This window comes from Mesoterricola sp. MK458 (assembly GCF_055384935.1).
This window is the reverse complement of sequence record NZ_AP045075.1, coordinates 780380-799560: the sequence shown is the minus strand read 5'-3', so window position 1 is coordinate 799560 and position 19181 is coordinate 780380. Positions and strand designations below refer to the sequence as shown.

General features: G+C 67.4%; 15 protein-coding genes and 1 tRNA gene. 7 read left to right on the top strand and 9 right to left on the bottom strand.

The window, feature by feature from the left end; all coding sequences use genetic code 11:
• Window positions 1–3: 3 nt before the first annotated feature.
• From ACZ5LB_RS03450 to ACZ5LB_RS03410, 9 genes are all read right to left on the bottom strand, one after another.
• Window positions 4–79, bottom strand: a tRNA-Ala gene (locus ACZ5LB_RS03450).
• A gap of 579 nt (window positions 80–658) precedes the next feature.
• Complete coding sequence (locus ACZ5LB_RS03445) at window positions 659–1480, bottom strand: flagellin (RefSeq protein ID WP_464604760.1); 822 nt, start codon at window positions 1478–1480, stop codon at window positions 659–661.
• A gap of 301 nt (window positions 1481–1781) precedes the next feature.
• On the bottom strand, window positions 1782–2903 hold the full coding sequence (locus ACZ5LB_RS03440; protein WP_464604759.1) for a sensor histidine kinase: 1122 nt from the start codon (window positions 2901–2903) through the stop codon (window positions 1782–1784).
• Between the two features lie 7 nt (window positions 2904–2910).
• Window positions 2911–4965 (bottom strand): [Fe-Fe] hydrogenase large subunit C-terminal domain-containing protein, encoded by a 2055-nt coding sequence (locus tag ACZ5LB_RS03435; RefSeq protein ID WP_464604758.1) that lies wholly within the window; start codon window positions 4963–4965, stop codon window positions 2911–2913.
• Window positions 4966–4981: 16 nt separating this feature from the next.
• Window positions 4982–5374, bottom strand: a complete 393-nt coding sequence (locus ACZ5LB_RS03430) for a response regulator transcription factor (RefSeq protein WP_464604757.1) — start codon at window positions 5372–5374, stop codon at window positions 4982–4984.
• 12 nt (window positions 5375–5386) lie between these two features.
• Window positions 5387–7108, bottom strand: coding sequence for an NADH-dependent [FeFe] hydrogenase, group A6 (locus ACZ5LB_RS03425; RefSeq protein WP_464604756.1), 1722 nt, complete (start codon window positions 7106–7108; stop codon window positions 5387–5389).
• A 12-nt stretch (window positions 7109–7120) separates the two neighbouring features.
• Window positions 7121–10354: an NADH-ubiquinone oxidoreductase-F iron-sulfur binding region domain-containing protein gene (locus tag ACZ5LB_RS03420; RefSeq protein ID WP_464604755.1), complete on the bottom strand. Its 3234-nt coding sequence runs from the start codon at window positions 10352–10354 to the stop codon at window positions 7121–7123.
• On the bottom strand, window positions 10347–10826 hold the full coding sequence (gene nuoE, locus ACZ5LB_RS03415) for an NADH-quinone oxidoreductase subunit NuoE (RefSeq protein ID WP_464604754.1): 480 nt from the start codon (window positions 10824–10826) through the stop codon (window positions 10347–10349). Before nuoE ends, ACZ5LB_RS03420 begins: the two co-directional genes overlap by 8 nt.
• On the bottom strand, window positions 10804–11460 hold the full coding sequence (locus ACZ5LB_RS03410) for a redox-sensing transcriptional repressor Rex (protein ID WP_464604753.1): 657 nt from the start codon (window positions 11458–11460) through the stop codon (window positions 10804–10806). The genes nuoE and ACZ5LB_RS03410 overlap by 23 nt, the downstream gene beginning before the upstream one ends.
• Before the next feature lie 320 nt (window positions 11461–11780).
• Here ACZ5LB_RS03410 and ACZ5LB_RS03405 point away from each other — a divergent pair, with 320 nt between their 5' ends.
• From ACZ5LB_RS03405 to ACZ5LB_RS03375, 7 genes are all read left to right on the top strand, one after another.
• On the top strand, window positions 11781–12056 hold the full coding sequence (locus ACZ5LB_RS03405; protein WP_464604752.1) for a TM1266 family iron-only hydrogenase system putative regulator: 276 nt from the start codon (window positions 11781–11783) through the stop codon (window positions 12054–12056).
• On the top strand, window positions 12056–13477 hold the full coding sequence (hydG, locus tag ACZ5LB_RS03400) for a [FeFe] hydrogenase H-cluster radical SAM maturase HydG (RefSeq protein ID WP_464604751.1): 1422 nt from the start codon (window positions 12056–12058) through the stop codon (window positions 13475–13477). Before ACZ5LB_RS03405 ends, hydG begins: the two co-directional genes overlap by 1 nt.
• Before the next feature lie 302 nt (window positions 13478–13779).
• On the top strand, window positions 13780–14151 hold the full coding sequence (locus ACZ5LB_RS03395; protein WP_464604750.1) for a response regulator transcription factor: 372 nt from the start codon (window positions 13780–13782) through the stop codon (window positions 14149–14151).
• A gap of 10 nt (window positions 14152–14161) precedes the next feature.
• On the top strand, window positions 14162–14683 hold the full coding sequence (locus tag ACZ5LB_RS03390) for an NADH-quinone oxidoreductase subunit NuoE family protein (protein ID WP_464604749.1): 522 nt from the start codon (window positions 14162–14164) through the stop codon (window positions 14681–14683).
• Window positions 14680–15855 carry a complex I 51 kDa subunit family protein gene (locus ACZ5LB_RS03385; protein WP_464604748.1) on the top strand — a complete coding sequence of 392 codons (1176 nt, stop codon included), beginning with the start codon at window positions 14680–14682 and terminating at the stop codon, window positions 15853–15855. Before ACZ5LB_RS03390 ends, ACZ5LB_RS03385 begins: the two co-directional genes overlap by 4 nt.
• Window positions 15856–15873: 18 nt before the next feature.
• Entirely contained in the window at window positions 15874–17796 is a 1923-nt protein-coding gene (locus tag ACZ5LB_RS03380) for an NADH-dependent [FeFe] hydrogenase, group A6 (protein ID WP_464604747.1), read from the top strand.
• Between the two features lie 12 nt (window positions 17797–17808).
• Window positions 17809–19107 carry a sensor histidine kinase gene (locus ACZ5LB_RS03375; RefSeq protein WP_464604746.1) on the top strand — a complete coding sequence of 433 codons (1299 nt, stop codon included), beginning with the start codon at window positions 17809–17811 and terminating at the stop codon, window positions 19105–19107.
• Window positions 19108–19181: the final 74 nt, after the last annotated feature.

The following is a 19181-nucleotide window of genomic DNA, read 5'->3' as shown; positions in this document are numbered from 1 at the left end:
ATCTGGAGCTGATCAGTATCGAACTGACGACCTCCTCATTGCGAATGAGGCAGCTGCCAGCGTTGGCCACGGCATTTCCGATCTCCTCGTCGCGCCGACCCACTCCATCAAAGGCGCCGGCCAGCTCGCCCCGTACTCAAGCGCGTCCCATGCGGTCGTGCAGAGGGAAGGCGGCGGCCTCTGACGGCGGCAATGCTGAAAGCCCAACGGGTCCTTCCAATGCGCCGTTCATCACCGTTGGCCATCCGCGGCGGTCGGCTCCGTTGAGGTTCGCGGTTGTCGAGGGCGTTGGGCAATAGCGGCCTTGCCCGATGATCGATCGCGCCGTCCGGCTAACCCTCGCAAGGGTCGCAGGGACGCATGCGTCCCTGCCGCTGCGCTGCAGCACGCCCCTGGCAACGAGGGCGCCCGTGGGCGGCGCCTACCATGCAGATACTTTCGAGTACTACCTGAACCCTTACCCGTGAAGAACCAATAAGTAGGTATGGCAAAACACGTTCGTCCCTAAAACCCCAAGCAAACACGCTATCGCCCTCCTGGACCTCTCCGGGTTTCCGTTTTCGTTGAAAGTGCCTGACCCGGAGCGACGAAGTCGCGCAGGGCCAGGCACTTTCAACGAAAACGATCAGGACGCCTATCTGGAACCCGAATGCTGGTTCTACTGCAGCAGCGCGAGCACCTGCTGGGCGTTCTGGTTGGACTTGCTCAGGGCGCTGGTCCCCGACTGCTGGAGGATCTGGAACTTGGTGAGGTTCACCACCTCGTCGGCGATGTTGGCGTCCTGGATCTGGCTCATGGCGGCGGTGAAGTTCTGCACCTGGATGCCCAGGACGTCGGAGGTCGCGTTGAGCTGCTGCTCCGAGGCGCCGATGGAGGCGCGCATGGTGCTCACGGAAGCCAGGGCCGTGCTGATGAGCCCCGCCACGGTGGTGGCGTTGGCGATGGTGGTGAGGCTGTTCGTCGTGGTGATGCCCAGGGCGGTGGTGTCGTCGGGCGAGAGCACCTGCATGTTGAGGGTGAGCACGCCGTAGTCGCCGGCGGCCACGGTGAGGGACTGGGGCACGCTGGTGAAGATGGCCTGCCCATTGAAGTTCGTGTTGTGGCCGATGTTGATCATCGTCCGCACGATGTTCTGGAACTCCGCGTCCAGGTTGGCGCGGTTGGAGTCGCTGATGGTGCCGGTCTGGGCCTGCTGGGCCAGCTGGGCGGCCCGGGTGAGCAGCTGCGTCACCGAATCCAGGGTGCCGTCGGCCACCTGCATGTAGGAGACGCCGTCGTTGGTGTTGCGCTGGGCCTGCCCGGCGATCTTGATGTCGGCGCCCAGCTTGTTGGCGATGGCCAGACCCGCGGCGTCGTCCGAGGCCTTGTTGATGCGCTTACCGGTGGTGAGCCTCTCGATGACCTGGGCGAGCTGGTTTCCGGAGATGGTGAGCTGCCGGCTGGCTCCGATGGCGGAGAGGTTGTTCAGGATTGAGCTCATGGGGTGCTCCGTGAGATCGGGTGGAAGGGATCGGGCTGTCTACGCGGATCGGCGCTCCGGCCCATGGGCGGCGACTCCTCCGGCGGCGGGCCCACGAACCGCAGGCACATCCGCTCCGGGCCCCCCGGGGGCCGCGGACCTGCACGGGCATTCCTGGACAAGGGCGTGCCCGGATGAGCCTGGTCGAATGCATACATGGAAGCCTCCAATCCTCAGAGGGCAAAACCTGCTGGGTCGGAGGGGGAGAATCAAGAACGATGCCAGAGCGGAAGACCGCCCGGCAATCCGCGCATTCTATGGGCTATTTCCGGAGGGTCACCGTGAACGTGCTGCCGTGGTCCGGTTCGCTCTGGACCTCGACCTTGCCCCCGTAGAGGCTCGCCAGCCTCCTCAGGATGGACAATCCCAGCCCCGAGCCCAGGATGTTCCGGGTCTTCTCGTTGCGGATCCGGCTGAACTCCCCGAAGAGCTTGGCCAGGTCCTCCTTTCCGATGCCGATGCCGGTGTCGTGGACCGCCACCCGCACCTCCTCGGACCCGTCCTCGACCTCGACGGTGACCGATCCGCCTTCATGGTTGTACTTGATGGCATTGGAGATGAGGTTGTTGAACATCATCTCCAGCTCCCCGGGGTCGGCCTTCAGCCACACCTTGCCGGGTGGGCAGAAAAGGAGATTGACGTTCCGTTCGGCGGCCAGGGACTGGAAGGTCTCCAGGCTCTGGGTGGCCGCCGCGCACACGTCGGCCTCCACCAGGGACCGCTGCTTCTGGCCGGATTCGATGCGGGTGAGGTCCAGGAGGTCCAGGATGAGCTTGCGCATGCCGTCCAGGCGCAGGATGGACCGGTCCAGGAGGTGGTCGTAGGCGCCGATGGCGTCCCCGGCGCCGTGGTCCCGCAGGATCCGGAGGTTGCCCTCCACCGCCGCCAGGGGGGACTTGAGCTCGTGGGCCAGCACGGAGAGGAACTCGAAACGGATCTGCCGGCGCTCCCCGGCGAGCTTGCGGGCCTGGGCCTGGATCATGTAGTGCTTGGCGGTCTTGTGGACGGCGGCCTTGACCTCGATGGGGGTGAAGGGCTTGGCCAGGAAGTCGAAGGCCCCGATCTTGGTGGCCTGGACCGCGGTCTCCAGGCTGGCGTAGGCCGTGATCATCACGATCAGGGCCTCGGTGCGGGCCTCCATGAGGGCCTGGAGCACGTCCAGGCCGGACATGCCGGGCAGCTTGTAGTCCAGGAGGATGATCTGGGGGGGATCCTTGGCGGCGGCCTCCAGGGCGGCCTCGCCGGAATCGGCCGTGGTGATGCGGAAGTCCACGTCCACTTCGATGTCCTCGAAGCTCGTGGCGTAGGCCTTCAGGGCGCGCTCGATGGAGAGCCGCATGCCTAGCTCGTCGTCCACCACCAGCAGGTGCAGGGTCTGGTGCATAGGCTCCTCAGTGCCCCTGCGGCCTGGCGGCGCGGGGAAGCTTGACGCGGAAGGTGGTGCCCAGGGGGCCCGCGCCGGGGTCGGGGTTGGATTCCACGGAGATGTCGCCCCGGTGGAGTTTGACGATGCCGTAGACCACCGGCAGCCCCAGCCCGGTGCCCTTGCCCATGAGCTTGGTGGTGAAGAAGGGCTCGAACATCTTGTTGAGGTTCTCCTTGGGAATGCCGATGCCGGTGTCCTTGACCTCGATGACCAGCCACTGGTCGTCGGCGCGGGTCGCGATCTGGAGCCGGCCCCCCTCGGGCATGGCGTCGAAGGCGTTGCCCACCAGGTTCACGAACACCTGGATCATCTGGTCCCGGTCCAGTTCCACCATGGGGCTGCCGGCGGCGTGGACGGTCTCCACCGTCACCCCCGGCGGCACGGGGAGGTTGGCCAGGGAGGTCTGGATGACCTCGCGGATGTCGTTGAGGTTGTGGGCCACCTTGTTCTGGCGCGCGAAGTCCAGGAGCCCGGCGACGATGCGCTTGCAGCGGTTGGCCTGCTCCGCGATCATCTGCAGGTCGTCGCGCAGGGGCGAGGAGTTCTCGCACTCGTCCAGCAGGAGATGGGTGTACATGAGGACCACCCCCAGCGGGTTGTTGATCTCGTGGGCCACGCCCGCGGCCAGCTGGCCCATGCTGGCCAGGCGCTCGGAGTGCATCAGCGTCTCCTGGGTGGAGGCCAGCTTCTCGTTGGCGTGGCTCAGCTTGCGGATGGTATTGAGGTTGTCGTCGATGACGAAGGGCAGGCACATCTCGGATTCGGCGAAGCCCCGGCCGATGGCCAGCGCGTGCTCGCGGCAGGTGTGGTAGCCGCAGGCCCCGCAGTTGAGCTCGTGGGCTTCCGAGAACTTGCCCATGCGCTGCATGATGGCGTGGAGATCCGTGGGGCTCATGGGCTCCAGGCGCTGGTCATTGGCGGAGAACCTGCGCGTCAGGTCCAGGCTCTGGAACCGGTCGACGTTGCGCTGCCAGAGTTCCGTGTCGAGCATGGTGGCCCGGAACCGGTTGTAGTGGCTCACCCGGGCCCGGCGCCGGAAAAGCGTCTCCTGGGTGCTCAGGCCGGGGCCCGCGATGCAGCCGTTGCAGCTCAGCAGCTCCACGAGCCGGGCGTCCATGGTCCCGGTGGCGAACTCCTCCAGCACGGAGGTGAAGCCTTCGATGCCGTCGGTGGCCACCACCTCGTTGGCCACCAGGTCCTCGGGGATGCTGGCGGCCTGGAGGAAGCCCCGGGTCAGGGGGAACAGGCTGCCCAGGTTGGGATGGGGCGGGTCGAAGTCGCCCGGGACGCAGTCCTCGATTTTCAAATCATTGCGTTGAGCCAACTTGCGAAGTTCGCGGAAGGTGATGGCCACGTCCGGGGCGCCCTCGATGTCGGGGTCGCAGGCTTCGGCCTTCTTGGCCACGCACGGCCCCACGAAGACCACCTTGATCCCCGGGTGCAGGATGCGCAGCACCCGGGACATGGCCACCATGGGGCTCACGATGGGCGAGAGGTTGGGGATGAGCTCGGGGTGGTAGCGTTCCACGAACCCCACCACCGCCGGGCAGGTGGTGGCGATGTACTGGGCCCGGGGGTTCAGGATCATCAGCTGGCGGTACTGCTCGGCCACCAGGTCCGCCCCGAAGGCCACCTCGGCCACCAGGGAGAACCCCAGCTTGCGGACCATCCCCACCAGCACCCGGAAGTCCATTTCCGCCTGGAATTCCACCGGGAAGGAAGGGGCCAGGATGGCGGCGACGGGCTGGCCCGACTGGAGGAGCTCCTCCACCTCGTTCACCGTCGAGACGATGCGCTTGGCCTTCTGGGTGCAGACCCGGATGCAGTTGCCGCACCCGATGCAGCGCTCGGCCACCACCTCGGCCTGGCTCTTGGTGATGCGGATGGCCTTGGCGGGGCAGGTCCGCACACAGGTGTAGCAGATCCGGCAGCGGTTCTTGAGGGTCCTGACGAAACCGCGCACGGCGGAACCTTCGACCGGCTCGCCTGGGCTTCCAGGGTCGATCTCGGGTTCCGCCATGGCTGGTTCCTCCGCGTCAGAGCTTGAGCAGTCTCCGGGCCTCGGCCTTGAGCTGCTCGGGCCGGACCGGCTTGTCCATCACCACGTCCGCCTTGACCCAGGAGGCGGCCTCCTCGGACTGGGGGTGGAAGTCGAGGCCGGTGGCGGCCTTGACGGCGGTAAGCAGGATCACGGGTGTCTCGGGATAAAGGCGTTTCACATGGTGGCACAGCACGAACCCGGAATCCATGTTCTCCATCATCAGGTCCAGCACCGCCAGGTCGGGGATGGTGGTGAGGAGCGCATCCTCCCCCTCCTTCTGCCCCTGGGCCTTGATGACGTGGTAGCCCTCCGAGGCCAGGACGAAGGACACCTGTTCCAGCAGGTCGATGTCGTCGTCTACTACAAGGACGTTCTTCTTGTCGGTCATGGACATCGCTCCCTATCGCAGGACTTCGCGTTTCTGGTACGTGGTGTGGAGCAGCTGGTGGCTGAGGTGTCCCAGGGGCTTGCCCAGGAATTCCTTGTAGAGGCGCTGCACCTGGCTGTTGCGGTGGCTCACCCGCAGGGTGTCGGTCTTGTCGATGGTGTAGAGCGCGGCCATGCGGGCCTTCACGGAATCCAGGTCGGCCTTGAGGGGCTGGCCCCCGCCGTTGATGCACCCGCCGGGGCAGGTCATGACCTCCACGAAGTGCAGGTCGCTGCGCCCGGCCTTGATCTCGTCCATGAGCTTGCGCGCCTGGCCCAGGCTGGAAACCACGGCCGCGCCCACTTCCAGGTCGCCCACATTCACCCGCAGCTCCTTGCTGCCCTTCATGCCCCGCAGGTCCTGGATCCGGTAGTCCTTCATCTCGTCGCCCGTGAGGAGGAAGAAGGCGCTGCGCACCGCGGCCTCCATGACGCCGCCCGAGGCCCCGAAAAGCTTGCCGGCGCTGGAGCGCTCCCCGAAGGGGGTGTCGGCGCCCTCGGGCGCCAGGGTGCCGGGGTCGACGCCCTTGATGCGGAAGAGCTCGGCCAGTTCCCGGGTGGTGAGCACGTAATCCACGTCGGGCACGTAGTCCCGGCCCATCTCGGGCCGTGCGCACTCGAATTTCTTGGCGGTGCACGGCATGATCGAGACGCTGACGATGTCCTTGGGATCCAGGTTCTCGCGCTTCGCGAAGAACGACTTGATCACCGCGCCCATCATCTGCTGCGGGCTCTTGCACGTGGAGACGTTGGGCAGCAGCTCGGGGTAGAACTGCTCCACGAACTTGATCCAGCCCGGGGAGCAGCTGGTGAACATGGGCAACGGGCCGCCCTGGGTGATGCGCTGGATGAGCTCGCTGCCCTCCTCCATGATGGTGAGGTCGGCGGTGAAGGAGGTGTCGAACACCCGCTTGAAGCCCACCCGGCGCAGGGCGGCCACCATCTGGCCGTCGATGTCGGTGCCGGGCTTGAACCCGAACTCCTCGGCGATGGACACCGAGACGGCCGGGGCGTGCTGCACCACGACCGTCTTGCCGGGGTCGGCGAGCACCCGCATGACCTCGTCCACGTAGCTGCGCTCGGTGAGCGCCGCCGTGGGGCAGACCAGGATGCACTGCCCGCAGTTGATGCAGCAGCTGACGTTCATGCCCTCGTCGAAGGCGGTGCCCACGAAGGCCTTGGATCCGCGGTTGATGAAGTCGATGGCCGAGACGCCCTGGACCTCCTCGCACACCCGCACGCACTTGCCGCAGAGGATGCACTTCTCGGGGTCCCGGACGATGGAGGGGCTGGAGATGTCCTTCTCCTTGCGCTTGCGCAGGCCGCGGAACACGCGGTTGCGCACGCCGTGCTCCCGGGCCAGGTCGCTCAGGTCGCACTTGCCGTTGCGGGCGCAGTAGAGGCAGTCGTCAGGGTGGTTGGAGAGGAGGAGCTCCACGATGGCCTTGCGGGTCTTGAGGACCGTGGGGGTGCTGGTGTGGATCCTCATCCCGTCGGCGGCGGGGAAGGAGCATGCCGGGACGAGCCCCGGCGCGCCCTCCACCTCCACCACGCACATGCGGCAGGTGCCCGAGGGCAGCAGGCCCTCCATGTGGCAGATGGTGGGGACGTGGATTCCGCCGCGCTGGAGCGCCTGCAGGATGGTGTCCCCCTTCCTGGCTTCAAGTTTCTGTCCGTTCGCTTCAAGGGCCAGCATCGGTGACTCCCCCTAGACCGGTTGCGTGAATTCGATGTCGCAGCGCAGGCAGCGACGGGCTTCGCATAGGGCGCGCTCCTCGGAAAGGCACAGGTCCACCTCCCGGAAGTTCCCGCGGCGCTCGGCCGCGGGCAGGTGCTCCGGATGGGCCCGTCCGGGTCCCTCCCCTTCTTCCTCGTCGGTGGAGAAGGGCGGCACGTACACCGTCGGCAGGGCCACCCTGGGCAGGGCCCTGAGCTGGCGGCCCGTGAGGTGCCGGTCGATCATCACCGCGGCGTTCTTGCCCGCGGCCACGGCCTCGATGACGGTGCCGGGCCCGGTCACCACGTCGCCGCCCCCGAAGACCCGTTTCTGGGAGGTGATGTAGGACTCGGGGTTGATCACCAGCCCGCCCCAGGACTTCACCTTGAAGCCCTCCAGCACCCCGGCTTCGGGCTCCTCGGAAATGGCCACCACCAGGGTGTCCAGGTCCGCGGTGAACGCGCTTCCGGGGATGGGCACGGGCCGGGCGCGGCCGGTCTCGTCCCGGTCGCCCAGTTCGTTGCGCTGGAACTCGATGCCCGTGAGGACGCCGCCCTGGGCCTTCACGGCCAGCGGCGTGACCAGGGTCTCCAGGCGGATGCCCTCGTCCAGCGCGGCTTCGATCTCCTCGCGGTAGGCGGGCATCTCGTTGCGGGTGCGGCGGTAGAAGACGGTCACCTCCGTGACGTCCTTCTGGCGGATGGCGACCCGGGCCGCATCCAGGGCGCTGTTGCCGCCCCCGATGATGCCCACCCGCCCCCGGGCCAGGGATTCGCCGTGGAGGTTGAAGGCCTTGAGGAAACGGATGCCCGGGAGGATGCCCTCGGCGTCGTCGCCGGGCAGGCCCAGGCGCTTGCTCTGGTGGGCGCCCAGGGCGAGGTAGATGGCCTGGAAGCCGTCCTCCTTCAGGCTCTGCACCGTGAAGTCCTTGCCCAGGGCCATGTTCAGCTCGAGGGTGACGTTCTCGTTGATGAGGCTGTCGATCTCGGCGTTCAGGACGTTGCGGGGCAGGCGGTACGAGGGGATGCCCGCCACCAGCATGCCGCCGGCGCGGTGCTCGCGCTCGAAGACGGTCACGCGGTAGCCCTTCATGCCCAGGGCGTGGGCGGCCGTGAGCCCCGCGGGGCCCGCGCCCACCACCGCCACCCGGGGCGCGCCGGGCCTGGCGGGACGGGCCGCGGCCTTGAAGACCTTGGGATCCACCCGGTCCACCACGAAGCGCTTGAGGTCGCGGATGGCGATGGGGTCGCCGCCCGTGGTGCCGCAGCGGCAGCCGGCCTCGCAGGGGTGGTTGCACACCCGGGCGCACACCGAGGGGAAGGGGTTGGCGCCGCGGATGGCCTGGTAGGCGTCGTCGTATTCGCCAAGAGCCACGTGGGCCACGTACTTCCACACCTCGGTTCCCACGGGGCACCCGGCCTGGCAGGGGGCACCCACCAGCTCCCGGCAGGCCCCGGCGGGGCAGCGGCGCTCGTAGATGTGGGCCTCGTATTCGTCCCGGAACCACTTGAGGGTCGAGAGCACCGGGTTGGGCGCCGTCTGGCCCAGGCCGCAGAGGCTGCTCTTCTGGATGGCCTCGCCCAGTTCCTTGAGCACCATGACGCCGCGCACCCGCAGGAGGGCGTCCAGGCCCTCCTCGCCGCGGCGGTTCTGGGTGATGGCCTGGAGGATGTCCAGCATCTGCTTGGTGCCTTCCCGGCAGGGGATGCACTTGCCGCAGCTCTCGGACTGGATGAACTCCATGAAGAACTTGGCCAGGTCGACCATGCAGGTGCTTTCGTCCATCACCACCAGGCCGCCCGAACCCATGATGGCGCCGAAGGCCTTCAGTTCCTCGTAGTCGCAGGCCACGTCCATGTGGGGCTCGGGGATGCAGCCCCCGGAGGGCCCGCCGATCTGCACGGCCTTGGCCTTCCTGCCGTTGGGGATGCCCCCGCCCACGGCGAAGACCACGTCGCGGATCTTCGTGCCCATGGGCACTTCCACCAGGCCCGTGCGGCGCACCATGCCCGACAGGGCGAAGACCTTGGTGCCCTTGCTGCCCGCCGTGCCCAGGGCGGCGAAGGCCTGGGGGCCGTTCTGCATGATGCCCGGCACGTTGGCGAAGGTCTCCACGTTGTTGATGACCGTGGGCTTGCCGAAGACCCCGGACTGGATGGGATAGGGAGGCCTGGGCCGCGGCATGCCGCGCTTGCCCTCGATGGAATGGATGAGGGCGGTCTCCTCGCCGCACACAAAGGCGCCGGCGCCCATCTTGATGATGATGTCCAGGCTGAACCCGCTGCCCAGGATGTTCTCGCCCAGGAGGCCGTAGGCCCGGGCCTGGGCCATGGCGATCTTCAGGTTCTCGATGGCCAGGGGGTATTCGGCCCGGATGTAGATGTAGGCCTTGGAGGCCCCGATGGCGTAGCAGCCCGTCACCATGCCCTCCAGGAGCCGGTGGGGGTCGCTCTCGCACACCGCCCGGTCCATGAAGGCCCCCGGATCGCCCTCGTCGGCGTTGCAGATCATGTACTTCTGGTCGCCGGGCGAGGCCAGGGCCATCTGCCATTTGCGGCCCGTGGGGAAACCCGCCCCGCCCCTGCCCCGCAGTCCCGAGGCCAGGATGTCGTCCACCACCTCCTGGCGGGTGCGGGTCGTGAGCGTCCGGTGCAGGGCCGAATACCCGCCCCGGGCGATGTACTCGTCGATGGAGCGGAAGTCCAGGAGGCCCGAGTTGGCCAGCACCCAGCGCTTCTGGAGGGCCAGGAAGGGGTGCTCGGCCAGGGGCCGTACCTTGGGCCAGGACTCCAGCCCCTCGCCCGGGAAGTCGCCCAGGACCCAGTCCATGGGCATGCGGCCCGCAAAAAAGCCTTCCAGCAGGGCGTCCACCTTGTCGGCGGTGATGGAGGCGAAGCTCACCCGCGCCTTGCCGGGCACCTGGATGTCCACCAGGGGCTCCTCCGAGCACAGGCCGATGCAGCCCACCTCCTTGATGTCGGCGTCCAGCCCCTTGGCCGCGCACCAGTCGCGGACCCTGGCGAGGGTCTTGTCCGCCCCGGCGCCCAGGCCGCAGGTGCCCGCGCCCACGAAGATAACGGGCCTTTCGACCTGCTCCCGCCGCAGACCGGCGATGAGGGCCTCCAGGCCGTCGCCCTTGAAGGAGCCGTCCTTGAGGGCGGCGAGGAGTTCCGGGGCGGGACGGGCCGGGACGTCCCAGCAGGAGACCTTGGATCCGCTAGACATGGCTGAACTCCTCCGAGCGGCATTCTTCCAGGATGCGCTGCAGCTTCATGGGGGTCACCTTGGCGTGGAACTGGCCGTTGACGTTCACCACGGGCGCGAGGCCGCAGGCGCCCATGCACGCCACCACCTCCAGGCTGAACAGGCCGTCCCGGCTGGTCTCGCCGGGGGCGATCTTGAGGACCTTCTCCACCATGTCCAGGACGCGCCTGCTGCCCTTGACGTGGCACGCGGTGCCCCGGCAGACCATCACGTGGAACTTCCCCCGGGGCTGGAACCGGAACATGTTGTAGAAGGTGGCGACGCCGAAGATCTTGCTGGCCGGCAGGTCCAGCGCGAGCCCCACGCGGGTGATGGCGGCCTTGGACAGGTAGCCTTCGGCCGCCTGGACCTCCTGCAGGATCGGGATGAGATGGTCACGCCCGGCGTCCGGGTGACCCTCGAGGATGGTCTCAACGCTCTTCATGTCGGCCATTCCGGCGCTCCTTTGAGGGATGAGTGGTGAAGTAGGCGAGCTTTTCCAGGTAGGTGGTGATGACGAGTTCTTCCAGCGCGACATTCACCGGGACCCGCAGGGCCACCGGCGCGAAATTGAGGATTCCCCGGATCCCGGCGCCCACCAGCTGGTCCGCGGCCCCCTGGGCGGCGGAGGCCGGCACGCAAAGGATGGCCAGGGTGATGCCCTCCCGGGCCGTCACGGCCTCCAGGGACGCCATGGAATGGCACTTCACCCCCGAATAGACGCGCCCGAAGGTGGCGGGGTCCGTGTCGAAGGCGGCCTTGATGCACAGGGTGGAACGGCTGGCCTCCAGGAAGGCGATGAGGGCCCGGCCCAGGTGCCCGGCGCCCACCACGGCCACGGCGTGGGTGCGGTCCAGGCTGAGGGCCTGGTCCAGCTTCTCCAGGAGGGCCTCCACCTCGTAGCCGTGGCGCGGGACGCCCTGGGTGCCGATGGCCATGAGGTCCCGGCGCACCTGCGAGTCGGCGGTTCGCATGGCCGCGGCGATCTCATGGGAGAAGAGGTGGGTGCGGTGCCCCGGCGCCTGCTCTGTCAGGAAGGTGCGGTAACGTGCCAGGCGCTCGACGATCTTCCCGGAAATGAGCTTCATGGAGCCATCCGTGAAAAAGTGCTACAACGTGACAGAGTGTTACGATATAGTTTAAGCTGATCTCAAAAGATGCGGAGGTCTTCTGTGTGATGCCGGTCACAAAGAAGACCAATAGGTCATCAAATTGGTCCCGATTCATTGACCTTTTCGCGGCGCGCGCCTATCTCTGAAGGGTCGGGTACCGGGATCCGTCCCGGTGCCGGTCGCACCCTCCACCCCACCCCGACCGCAAGGCATCCCCCGAGCGGAAGGACAAGCGGGACCCCGCACGTCCATTCCGCACAGGCGCATCCGGCCGGGCCCGCCAGAAAGGGCCGTCCATGGGCAGCACCAAGCGCCTCGGGGTCGTGGGAATCGTCGTCGAGGACCTCGCCTCGGCGCCGGAGGTCAATGCCATCCTCCATGATTCGGCCACCCTCATCGTGGGCCGCATGGGGATCCCCTACCGGGAGCGCGGGGTTTCCATCGTCTCCCTCATCGTCGACGGCACCTCGGACGACCTCAGCGCCCTCACCGGGCGCCTGGGCCGGATTCCCGGCGTCGCCGTCAAGACCGCCCTGGCCAGGGAGGTCCCCGCCCCAAGCAAGGAGTGCTGATGTCCTACGATCCCCGCTCATCCGATCCCAACGAATTCATCGACCACGCCGAGATCGAGTCCACGCTGGCCGCCGCCGCCCTGGAGGCGCGCGACGCCGGCACCGTGCGCGCCATCCTGGACCGCGCCGCCACCTTCGGGGGCCTCACCCACCGGGAGGCCGCCGTCCTCCTGAACGTCGAGGACCCCGCCGTGCTGGACGAGGTCTTCACCCTGGCCCGGCACATCAAGGAGCACATCTACGGCCGGCGCATCGTGATGTTCGCGCCCCTGTACCTCTCCGACTACTGCGTGAACAAGTGCAGCTACTGCGGCTACAACCACGACAATCCCATGCCCCGGCGCAAGCTGGACCAGGCGGAGCTGGCCGAGGAGATCCGGGTCCTGGAGGGCATGGGCCACAAGCGGCTGGCCCTGGAGGTGGGCGAGGATCCCGCGAACTGCCCCCTGGACTACCTGCTGGAGTGCATCGCCACCATCTATTCCCTCAAGTTCAAGAACGGGGCCATCCGCCGAGTCAACGTGAACATCGCGGCCACCACCGAGGAGGACTACCGCCGCCTCAAGGACGCGGGCATCGGCACCTACATCCTGTTCCAGGAGACGTACCACAAGCCCACCTACCTGGCCGTGCACAAGGGCCCCAAGCGGAACTACGAATGGCACACCGGCGCCCATGACCGCGCCATGCGGGCCGGCATCGACGACGTGGGCCTGGGGGTCCTCTACGGGCTCTACGACTGGAAGTACGAGACCGTGGGCATGCTCATGCACGCCGAGCACCTCGAGGCCGCCCTGGGCGTGGGGCCCCACACCCTTTCCGTACCCCGCATCCGGGCCGCCGCGGGCGTGTCGGCCTGCGACTTCCCCCACCTGGTCTCGGACGAGGACTTCAAGAAGGTGGTGGCCGTGCTCCGCCTGGCCACGCCCTACGCCGGCATGATCCTGTCCACCCGCGAGCCCATGGGCTACCGGGAGGAAGTGATCGCCCTGGGCATCTCCCAGGTGAGCGCCGGTTCCTGCACCGGGGTGGGCGGCTACGCCCAGATCCCCAAGCTGGGCTTCGAGGACGCCAGCCCCCAGTTCGAGCCCGCCGACCACCGCAGCCCCACCGAGGTCCTCAAGGACCTCCTGCGCGACGGCTACGTCCCCAGCTACTGCACCGCCTGCTACCGGGAGGGCCGGACCGGGGACCGCTTCATGAAGCTGGCCAAGAGCGGCCAGATCGCCAACGTCTGCCAGCCCAACGCCCTGCTGACGCTCATGGAATACATCGAGGACTATGGCGACCAGGAACTAAGGGAGCTCGGAGAGCACAGGATCAAGGAGGAACTGGCCACAATCCCGAACCCGAAGGCCCGGGAGGCCGCCAGCAACTACCTGGAGAGGATCCGGGCGGGAGAAAGGGACCTGCGGTTCTGATATAGGTCTTTTTTCCTCAGCGATCCTCAGCGCCTCTGCGTTTGATTCTTTTCTAAAATATTCTCAATGCTGGTATAAATACAAGCAAACAGAATATTTATAGAACCAATCAAACGCGGAGGCGCTGAGGGCTCGCTGAGGATCGCGGAGAAAAGAAAAAGAAAATACTTGACTATTTTTATCTGGTATTCGGATTTTTTATCCGGGATCCAGTTATTTCTCCCCTATTGCCTGAACCCGGCCTAGACTTGTGCCCATCCGATCCCCATACAACTCAATCCGATTCCCACCGGAGGACAGCCATGGCCAAGATCCTTATCGTCGATGACGACCCGGACATCGTCGAAGCCAGCACGCTCTTCCTGGAGCGGGCCGGGCATACCATCCAATGCGCCTACAACCGCCAGGACGGCATGAAGGCGGTGGACGCCTTCGGACCCGACCTCCTCATCCTCGACGTGATGATGGAGCAGCCCGATGACGGGTTCGCCATGGCCCAGGACCTGCGGCACCAGGGGTGGAAGCGGCCCATCCTCATGCTCACCTCCGTGGCCTCGGCCTCGGGGCTGGCCTTCGGCCGGGACGACGAGATGGTTCCGGTGGACGACTTCCAGGCCAAGCCCGTGGAACCCGCGGAGCTGGTGCGGAAGGTCGCCGCCCTTCTTGAAAGGTAGGAGGCAACCGATGCTGATGACCGAACGCGACCGCCTCGCCCAGGAGATCCGGACCCTTGCCTCCAGGCTGGGCCAGAACCGCACCTCCCTCATTCCCATCCTCCTGGAAATCAAACGCAAGTACCACACCATCGACAGCTACGCGATGCAGGTCATCGCCGATCTCCTGGGCATCCACCCCGTGGAGGTCAACAGCGTGGTGTCCTTCTACGCCTTCCTGGGCGATCGCCGCCAGGGCCGGTTCGTGATCCGCCTCTGCCGGACCATCTCCTGCGACATGCAGGGCAAGAGCCGGGTGAAGCGCCAACTGGAGAACGACCTGGGCATCGGCTTCGGGGAGACCACCCCCGACGGCAAGTTCACCCTGGAATACGCCAACTGCATGGGCATGTGCGACCAGGGCCCCGCCCTGCTCGTCAACGACCGCATCTACACCCGCGTCACCCCCGAAAAGGTGCACGAGATCCTGGAGGAGTGCCGCCGCGTCTTCGGCGTCCACGCCGCCGAGACGAAGGAGGTGGTGTTCAAATGAGCTCCCTGCCCACCTACACCGAACAGATCCCCGAAGCCGGCCTTCACGCCGCGCTGGACATGGACCGGCCCGGGATCATCAGCGCCATCAGCGCCTCCGGCCTCAAGGGCCGCGGGGGCGCCGGCTTTCCCACCGGGGTGAAGTGGAACTTCGCCGCCGCCGCCCAGGCCGACCAGAAGTTCGTCATCTGCAACGCCGACGAGGGCGAGCCGGGCACCTTCAAGGACCGGGTCATCCTGCAGGAGCACGCCGACCTGGTCTTCGAGGGCATGACCATCGCCGGCAAGGCCATCGGTGCCCACGAGGGCATCCTCTTCCTCCGGGGCGAATACACCTACCTCCGGGGCCACCTGGAGGCCACGCTGGCGGGCCGGAGGGACCGGAACCTCCTGGGACGGGGCATCCTCGGCTCGAACCTGGATTTCGACATCCGCATCTTCATGGGCGCCGGCGCCTACATCTGCGGCGAGGAGACCGCCCTCATCGAGGCCCTGGAAGGCTTCCGGGGCGAGCCCCGCAACCGGCCCCCCTTCCCCGTCAACACCGGCTTCATGGGCCGGCCCTCCATCGTCAACAACGTGGAGACCCTGGCCTGGGCCGCGTGCATCCTGGGCAACGGCCCCGAATGGTTCCGCAGCCACGGCACGGAGAAGTCCACCGGACGCAAGATCTTCAGTGTCTCCGGCGACTGCGCGCGCCCGGGGGTCTACGAGTTCCCCATGGGCCTGACCGTGGCCGAATTGCTGCGCGAAGTGGGTGGCGAGGACGCCAAGGCCGCCCAGATCGGCGGCGCCGCGGGCCAGTGCGTGCCCGCCAAGGACTTCGGGCGCTCCATCGCCTTCGAGGACATTCCCACCGGCGGGTCCGTCATCGTCCTGGGCCCTCAGCGCGACATGCTGGAGGTGCTCCACAACTTCCTGGAGTTCTTCGTGGACGAGTCCTGCGGGCAGTGCGCCCCCTGCCGCCTGGGCACCACCAAGCTCCTCGAGGGCCTGGACATGCTCCGGAAGGGAACGTGCAGCATGGCCTACCTCAAGGAGCTGTGCAGCCTGGGCGAGACCATGCAGGTCGCCAGCAAATGCGGCCTCGGCCAGAGCAGCCCCAACGCCTTCCTCTCCGTCGTGGCGAACTTCCGCGAGGAGCTGATGGGCCGAATCCCCACCCACGCCTGACCTGATCCGAGGTTGCCCATGTCCACCGAACTTCCAGAGACCCCGAAGCGGGCGCCCTCCAGCCAGCAGGGACAGAGCGTCGCCGTGGCCGGGAACCCTTCCGCCATCGGCGGGACCGTCAGCATCTCCATCGACGGGCAGGCCCTGAAGGTGCCCCTGGGCACCACCATCCTCGACGCGGCCCGGCGCATCGGCATCACCATCCCGACCCTGTGCCACCACCCGGACCTGTGCGTGGCCGGCGTCTGCCGCATCTGCTCGGTGGAGGTCGAAGGCCAGCGGACCCTCCAGGCCGCCTGCGCCTACCCCGTCACCTCCCCCATCAAGGTGCTCACCCACACCCGCAAGGTGCGCATGGCCCGGCGCCACATCGTGGACCTGCTGCTCAGCGAGCACTACGGCCACTGCTACGCCTGCGGCCGGAACAACAACTGCGAGCTCCAGGCCCTGGCCAAGGAGTACGGGGTGGATTTCTTCCGCTTCGGCCACCCCGAGAAGCCCATCCACGAGATCGACCTCTCCAGCTACTCCGTGGTGCGCGACAACAACAAGTGCGTGCTTTGCCGGCGCTGCGTGCGCACCTGCATCGACGTCCAGGACGTGGGCACCATCGAGGTGCTGGGCCGGGGCCGGACCAGCCACGTGGCCACCTTCCTGGACAAGCCCCTGGGCAGCGTGGTGTGCATCAACTGCGGCCAGTGCATCAACCGGTGCCCCACGGGCGCCCTGCGCGCCAACGACCCCACCGACGAGGTGTGGGAGGCCATCCACGACCCGAAAAAGCACGTGGTCATCCAGACCGCCCCCAGCCCCCGCGCGGCCATCGGCGAGTGCTTCGGCCAGCCCGCCGGGACCGCGCTCACCTTCGAGCTGAACACGGCGCTGCGCATGTGCGGCTTCGACCAGGTGTTCGACACCAACTTCAGCGCGGACCTCACCATCATGGAGGAGGGCACCGAACTCCTGCTGCGCCTCAAGAAGGCCCTGGTGGACGGGGAGCCCGCGGCCTTCCCGCAGTTCACCAGCTGCTCCCCGGGCTGGGTGAAATACCTGGAGCACTTCTATCCCGAATACATCCCCAACCTCAGCACCGCCAAGAGCCCCCAGCAGATGTTCGGCGCGGTCATCAAGACCTACTACGCGGAAAAGCAGGGCATCGACCCCAGGGACATCGTCACGGTGGCCCTCATGCCGTGCTCGGCCAAGAAGTTCGAATGCAACCGGCCCGAGATGGACGACTCCGGGTACAAGGACGTGGACTACGGCCTCACCACCCGGGAGCTGGCCAAGATGATCAGCGAGACCGGCATCGACCTGCCCAGCCTGGCCAAGTCGGACTTCGACGCGCCCTTCGGCACCGCCACCGGCTCCGGGGTCATCTTCGGGGCCACCGGGGGCGTCATGGAGGCCGCCCTGCGCACCGTCATCGAGCTGGTGGTGGGCGTGAAGGTGGAAGACCTCTTCGAGCACGCGGACATCAAGCCGGTGCGCGGCTTCGAGGGCGTCAAGTACGCCGAGCTCCCCATCCCCAAGGTCGGCCCCGTGCCGGCCCTGCTGGCGCCGCTCTTCCCCAGCTGGGACTTCCTCAAGGGCGCCACCCTCAAGGTGGCCGTGGCCCACGGCACCGCCAACGCCAAGGCGGTCATGGAGGACATCAAGCGGGGCGGCCCGTTCAGCCAGTGCCACTTCATCGAGTTCATGGGGTGCCCCGGCGGGTGCCTCGGCGGAGGCGGACAGCCCATCCCCACGTCCCCCGAGATCCGCAAGGCCCGGGCCCGGGCCATCTACGCCGAGGATTCCTCCTACGCGGTGCGAAAGTCCCACGAGAACCCGGACGTCCTGAAGATCTACGACGAGTTCCTCACCGAAGGCCCCTGCGGGCACAGAAGCCACAAGCTCCTCCATACCCACTACACTGAGCGGGGTCGCTACATCGAGTAGCCCAGGGGCGCCATGGCCGAGGTCCATCCCATCCTGCACTTCCTCGCCCCCACGGGGGCGGGGACGGCCCGCGCCTTCGACGCGCAGGAGCAGGAGGTGCTGGACCGCGTGAACCGGGAGGCCGCCGGGGAAGCCTCCCTGGACGACCTCCTGGACTTCCTCTTCGGGACCATCCGGGAGCTCTACCCCTGCGACCGCATCGGCCTCGCCTTCATCGAGGACGATGGCCGGCGCATCGTGGCCCACCGCACCCGGGCGGACTACGCTCCCATCCTCCTCAAGGATGGCTACGGCGAGGACCTGGCGGGGAGTTCGCTGCGCCGGGTGCTGGACTCCGGGTGCGCCCGGGTCATCTACGACCTTCCGCGCTACCTGGCCGACCATCCCCGCAGCGGGTCCACGCGGGTCCTGGTGAAGGAAGGGGTGCGGAGCTCCCTCACCTGCCCCCTCACGGTCAAGGACCGGGCCATCGGCGTCATCTTCCTCAGCTCCCGGGAACCCCGGGCCTACACCCCTTATCACGTCCAGCTCTGGATGGCCCTGGCCCAGCGCCTCAGCCAGGCCGTGGAGAAGACCTGGCGCATCGAGCAGCTCACCGCCGCCAACCGGGCCTACACCGAGCTGCTCGCCTTCGTGAGCCACGAGCTCAAGAACCCCATCGCGAGCATGATCACCGACGCCCGGGTCCTCACCGGCGGCTACCTGGGGCCCCTGGAGCCGCCCCAGGCCCGGAAGCTGGAGCGCCTGATCTCCAAGGGCACCTACCTGCTGGACCTCGTGGGCGAATACCTGGACCTGGCGCGCATGGAGGGCGGCAACCTGGTACTCCACCCCGTGGAGGCGGCGTTCGCGGCCGAGGTGGCCGACCCCTGCGTGGAGCTCGTCCTGGGCCAGATCCAGGCCAAGGGCATGGCGCTGGAGCGCCGGATCCCCCCGGACCTGCCCCCCGTGGCCTGCGATCCCGGGCTCCTGCGCATCGTCCTGTCCAACCTCCTGGGCAACGCCGCGAAGTACGGCCGGGAGGGGGGCGTCATCCGCCTCACGGTGGAATCCGGGCCCTCGGGCCTCAAGGTGGCCGTCTGGAACGAGGGCCCCGGGTTCAGGGCCGAGGACCGGCCCAGGCTCTTCCGCAAGTTCAGCCGCCTCCCGTCCCCGGAACTCATGGCCCAGAAAGGCACCGGCGTCGGGCTCTACACGGCCTGGCGCATCCTCCACCTGCACGGGGGACGCATGGACGCCGCAAGCCAGCCCGGCGCCTGGGCTGAGTTCACCTTCGAACTGCCCCAGCCGCTGCCGGAGCCCCAGCCCTGAAGACGCACCCGGGGGCGCGACGCCTTCCCCGGCCGGGCGAAAGGACTATACTTCCTGTGCGACGGGAGGAAAAA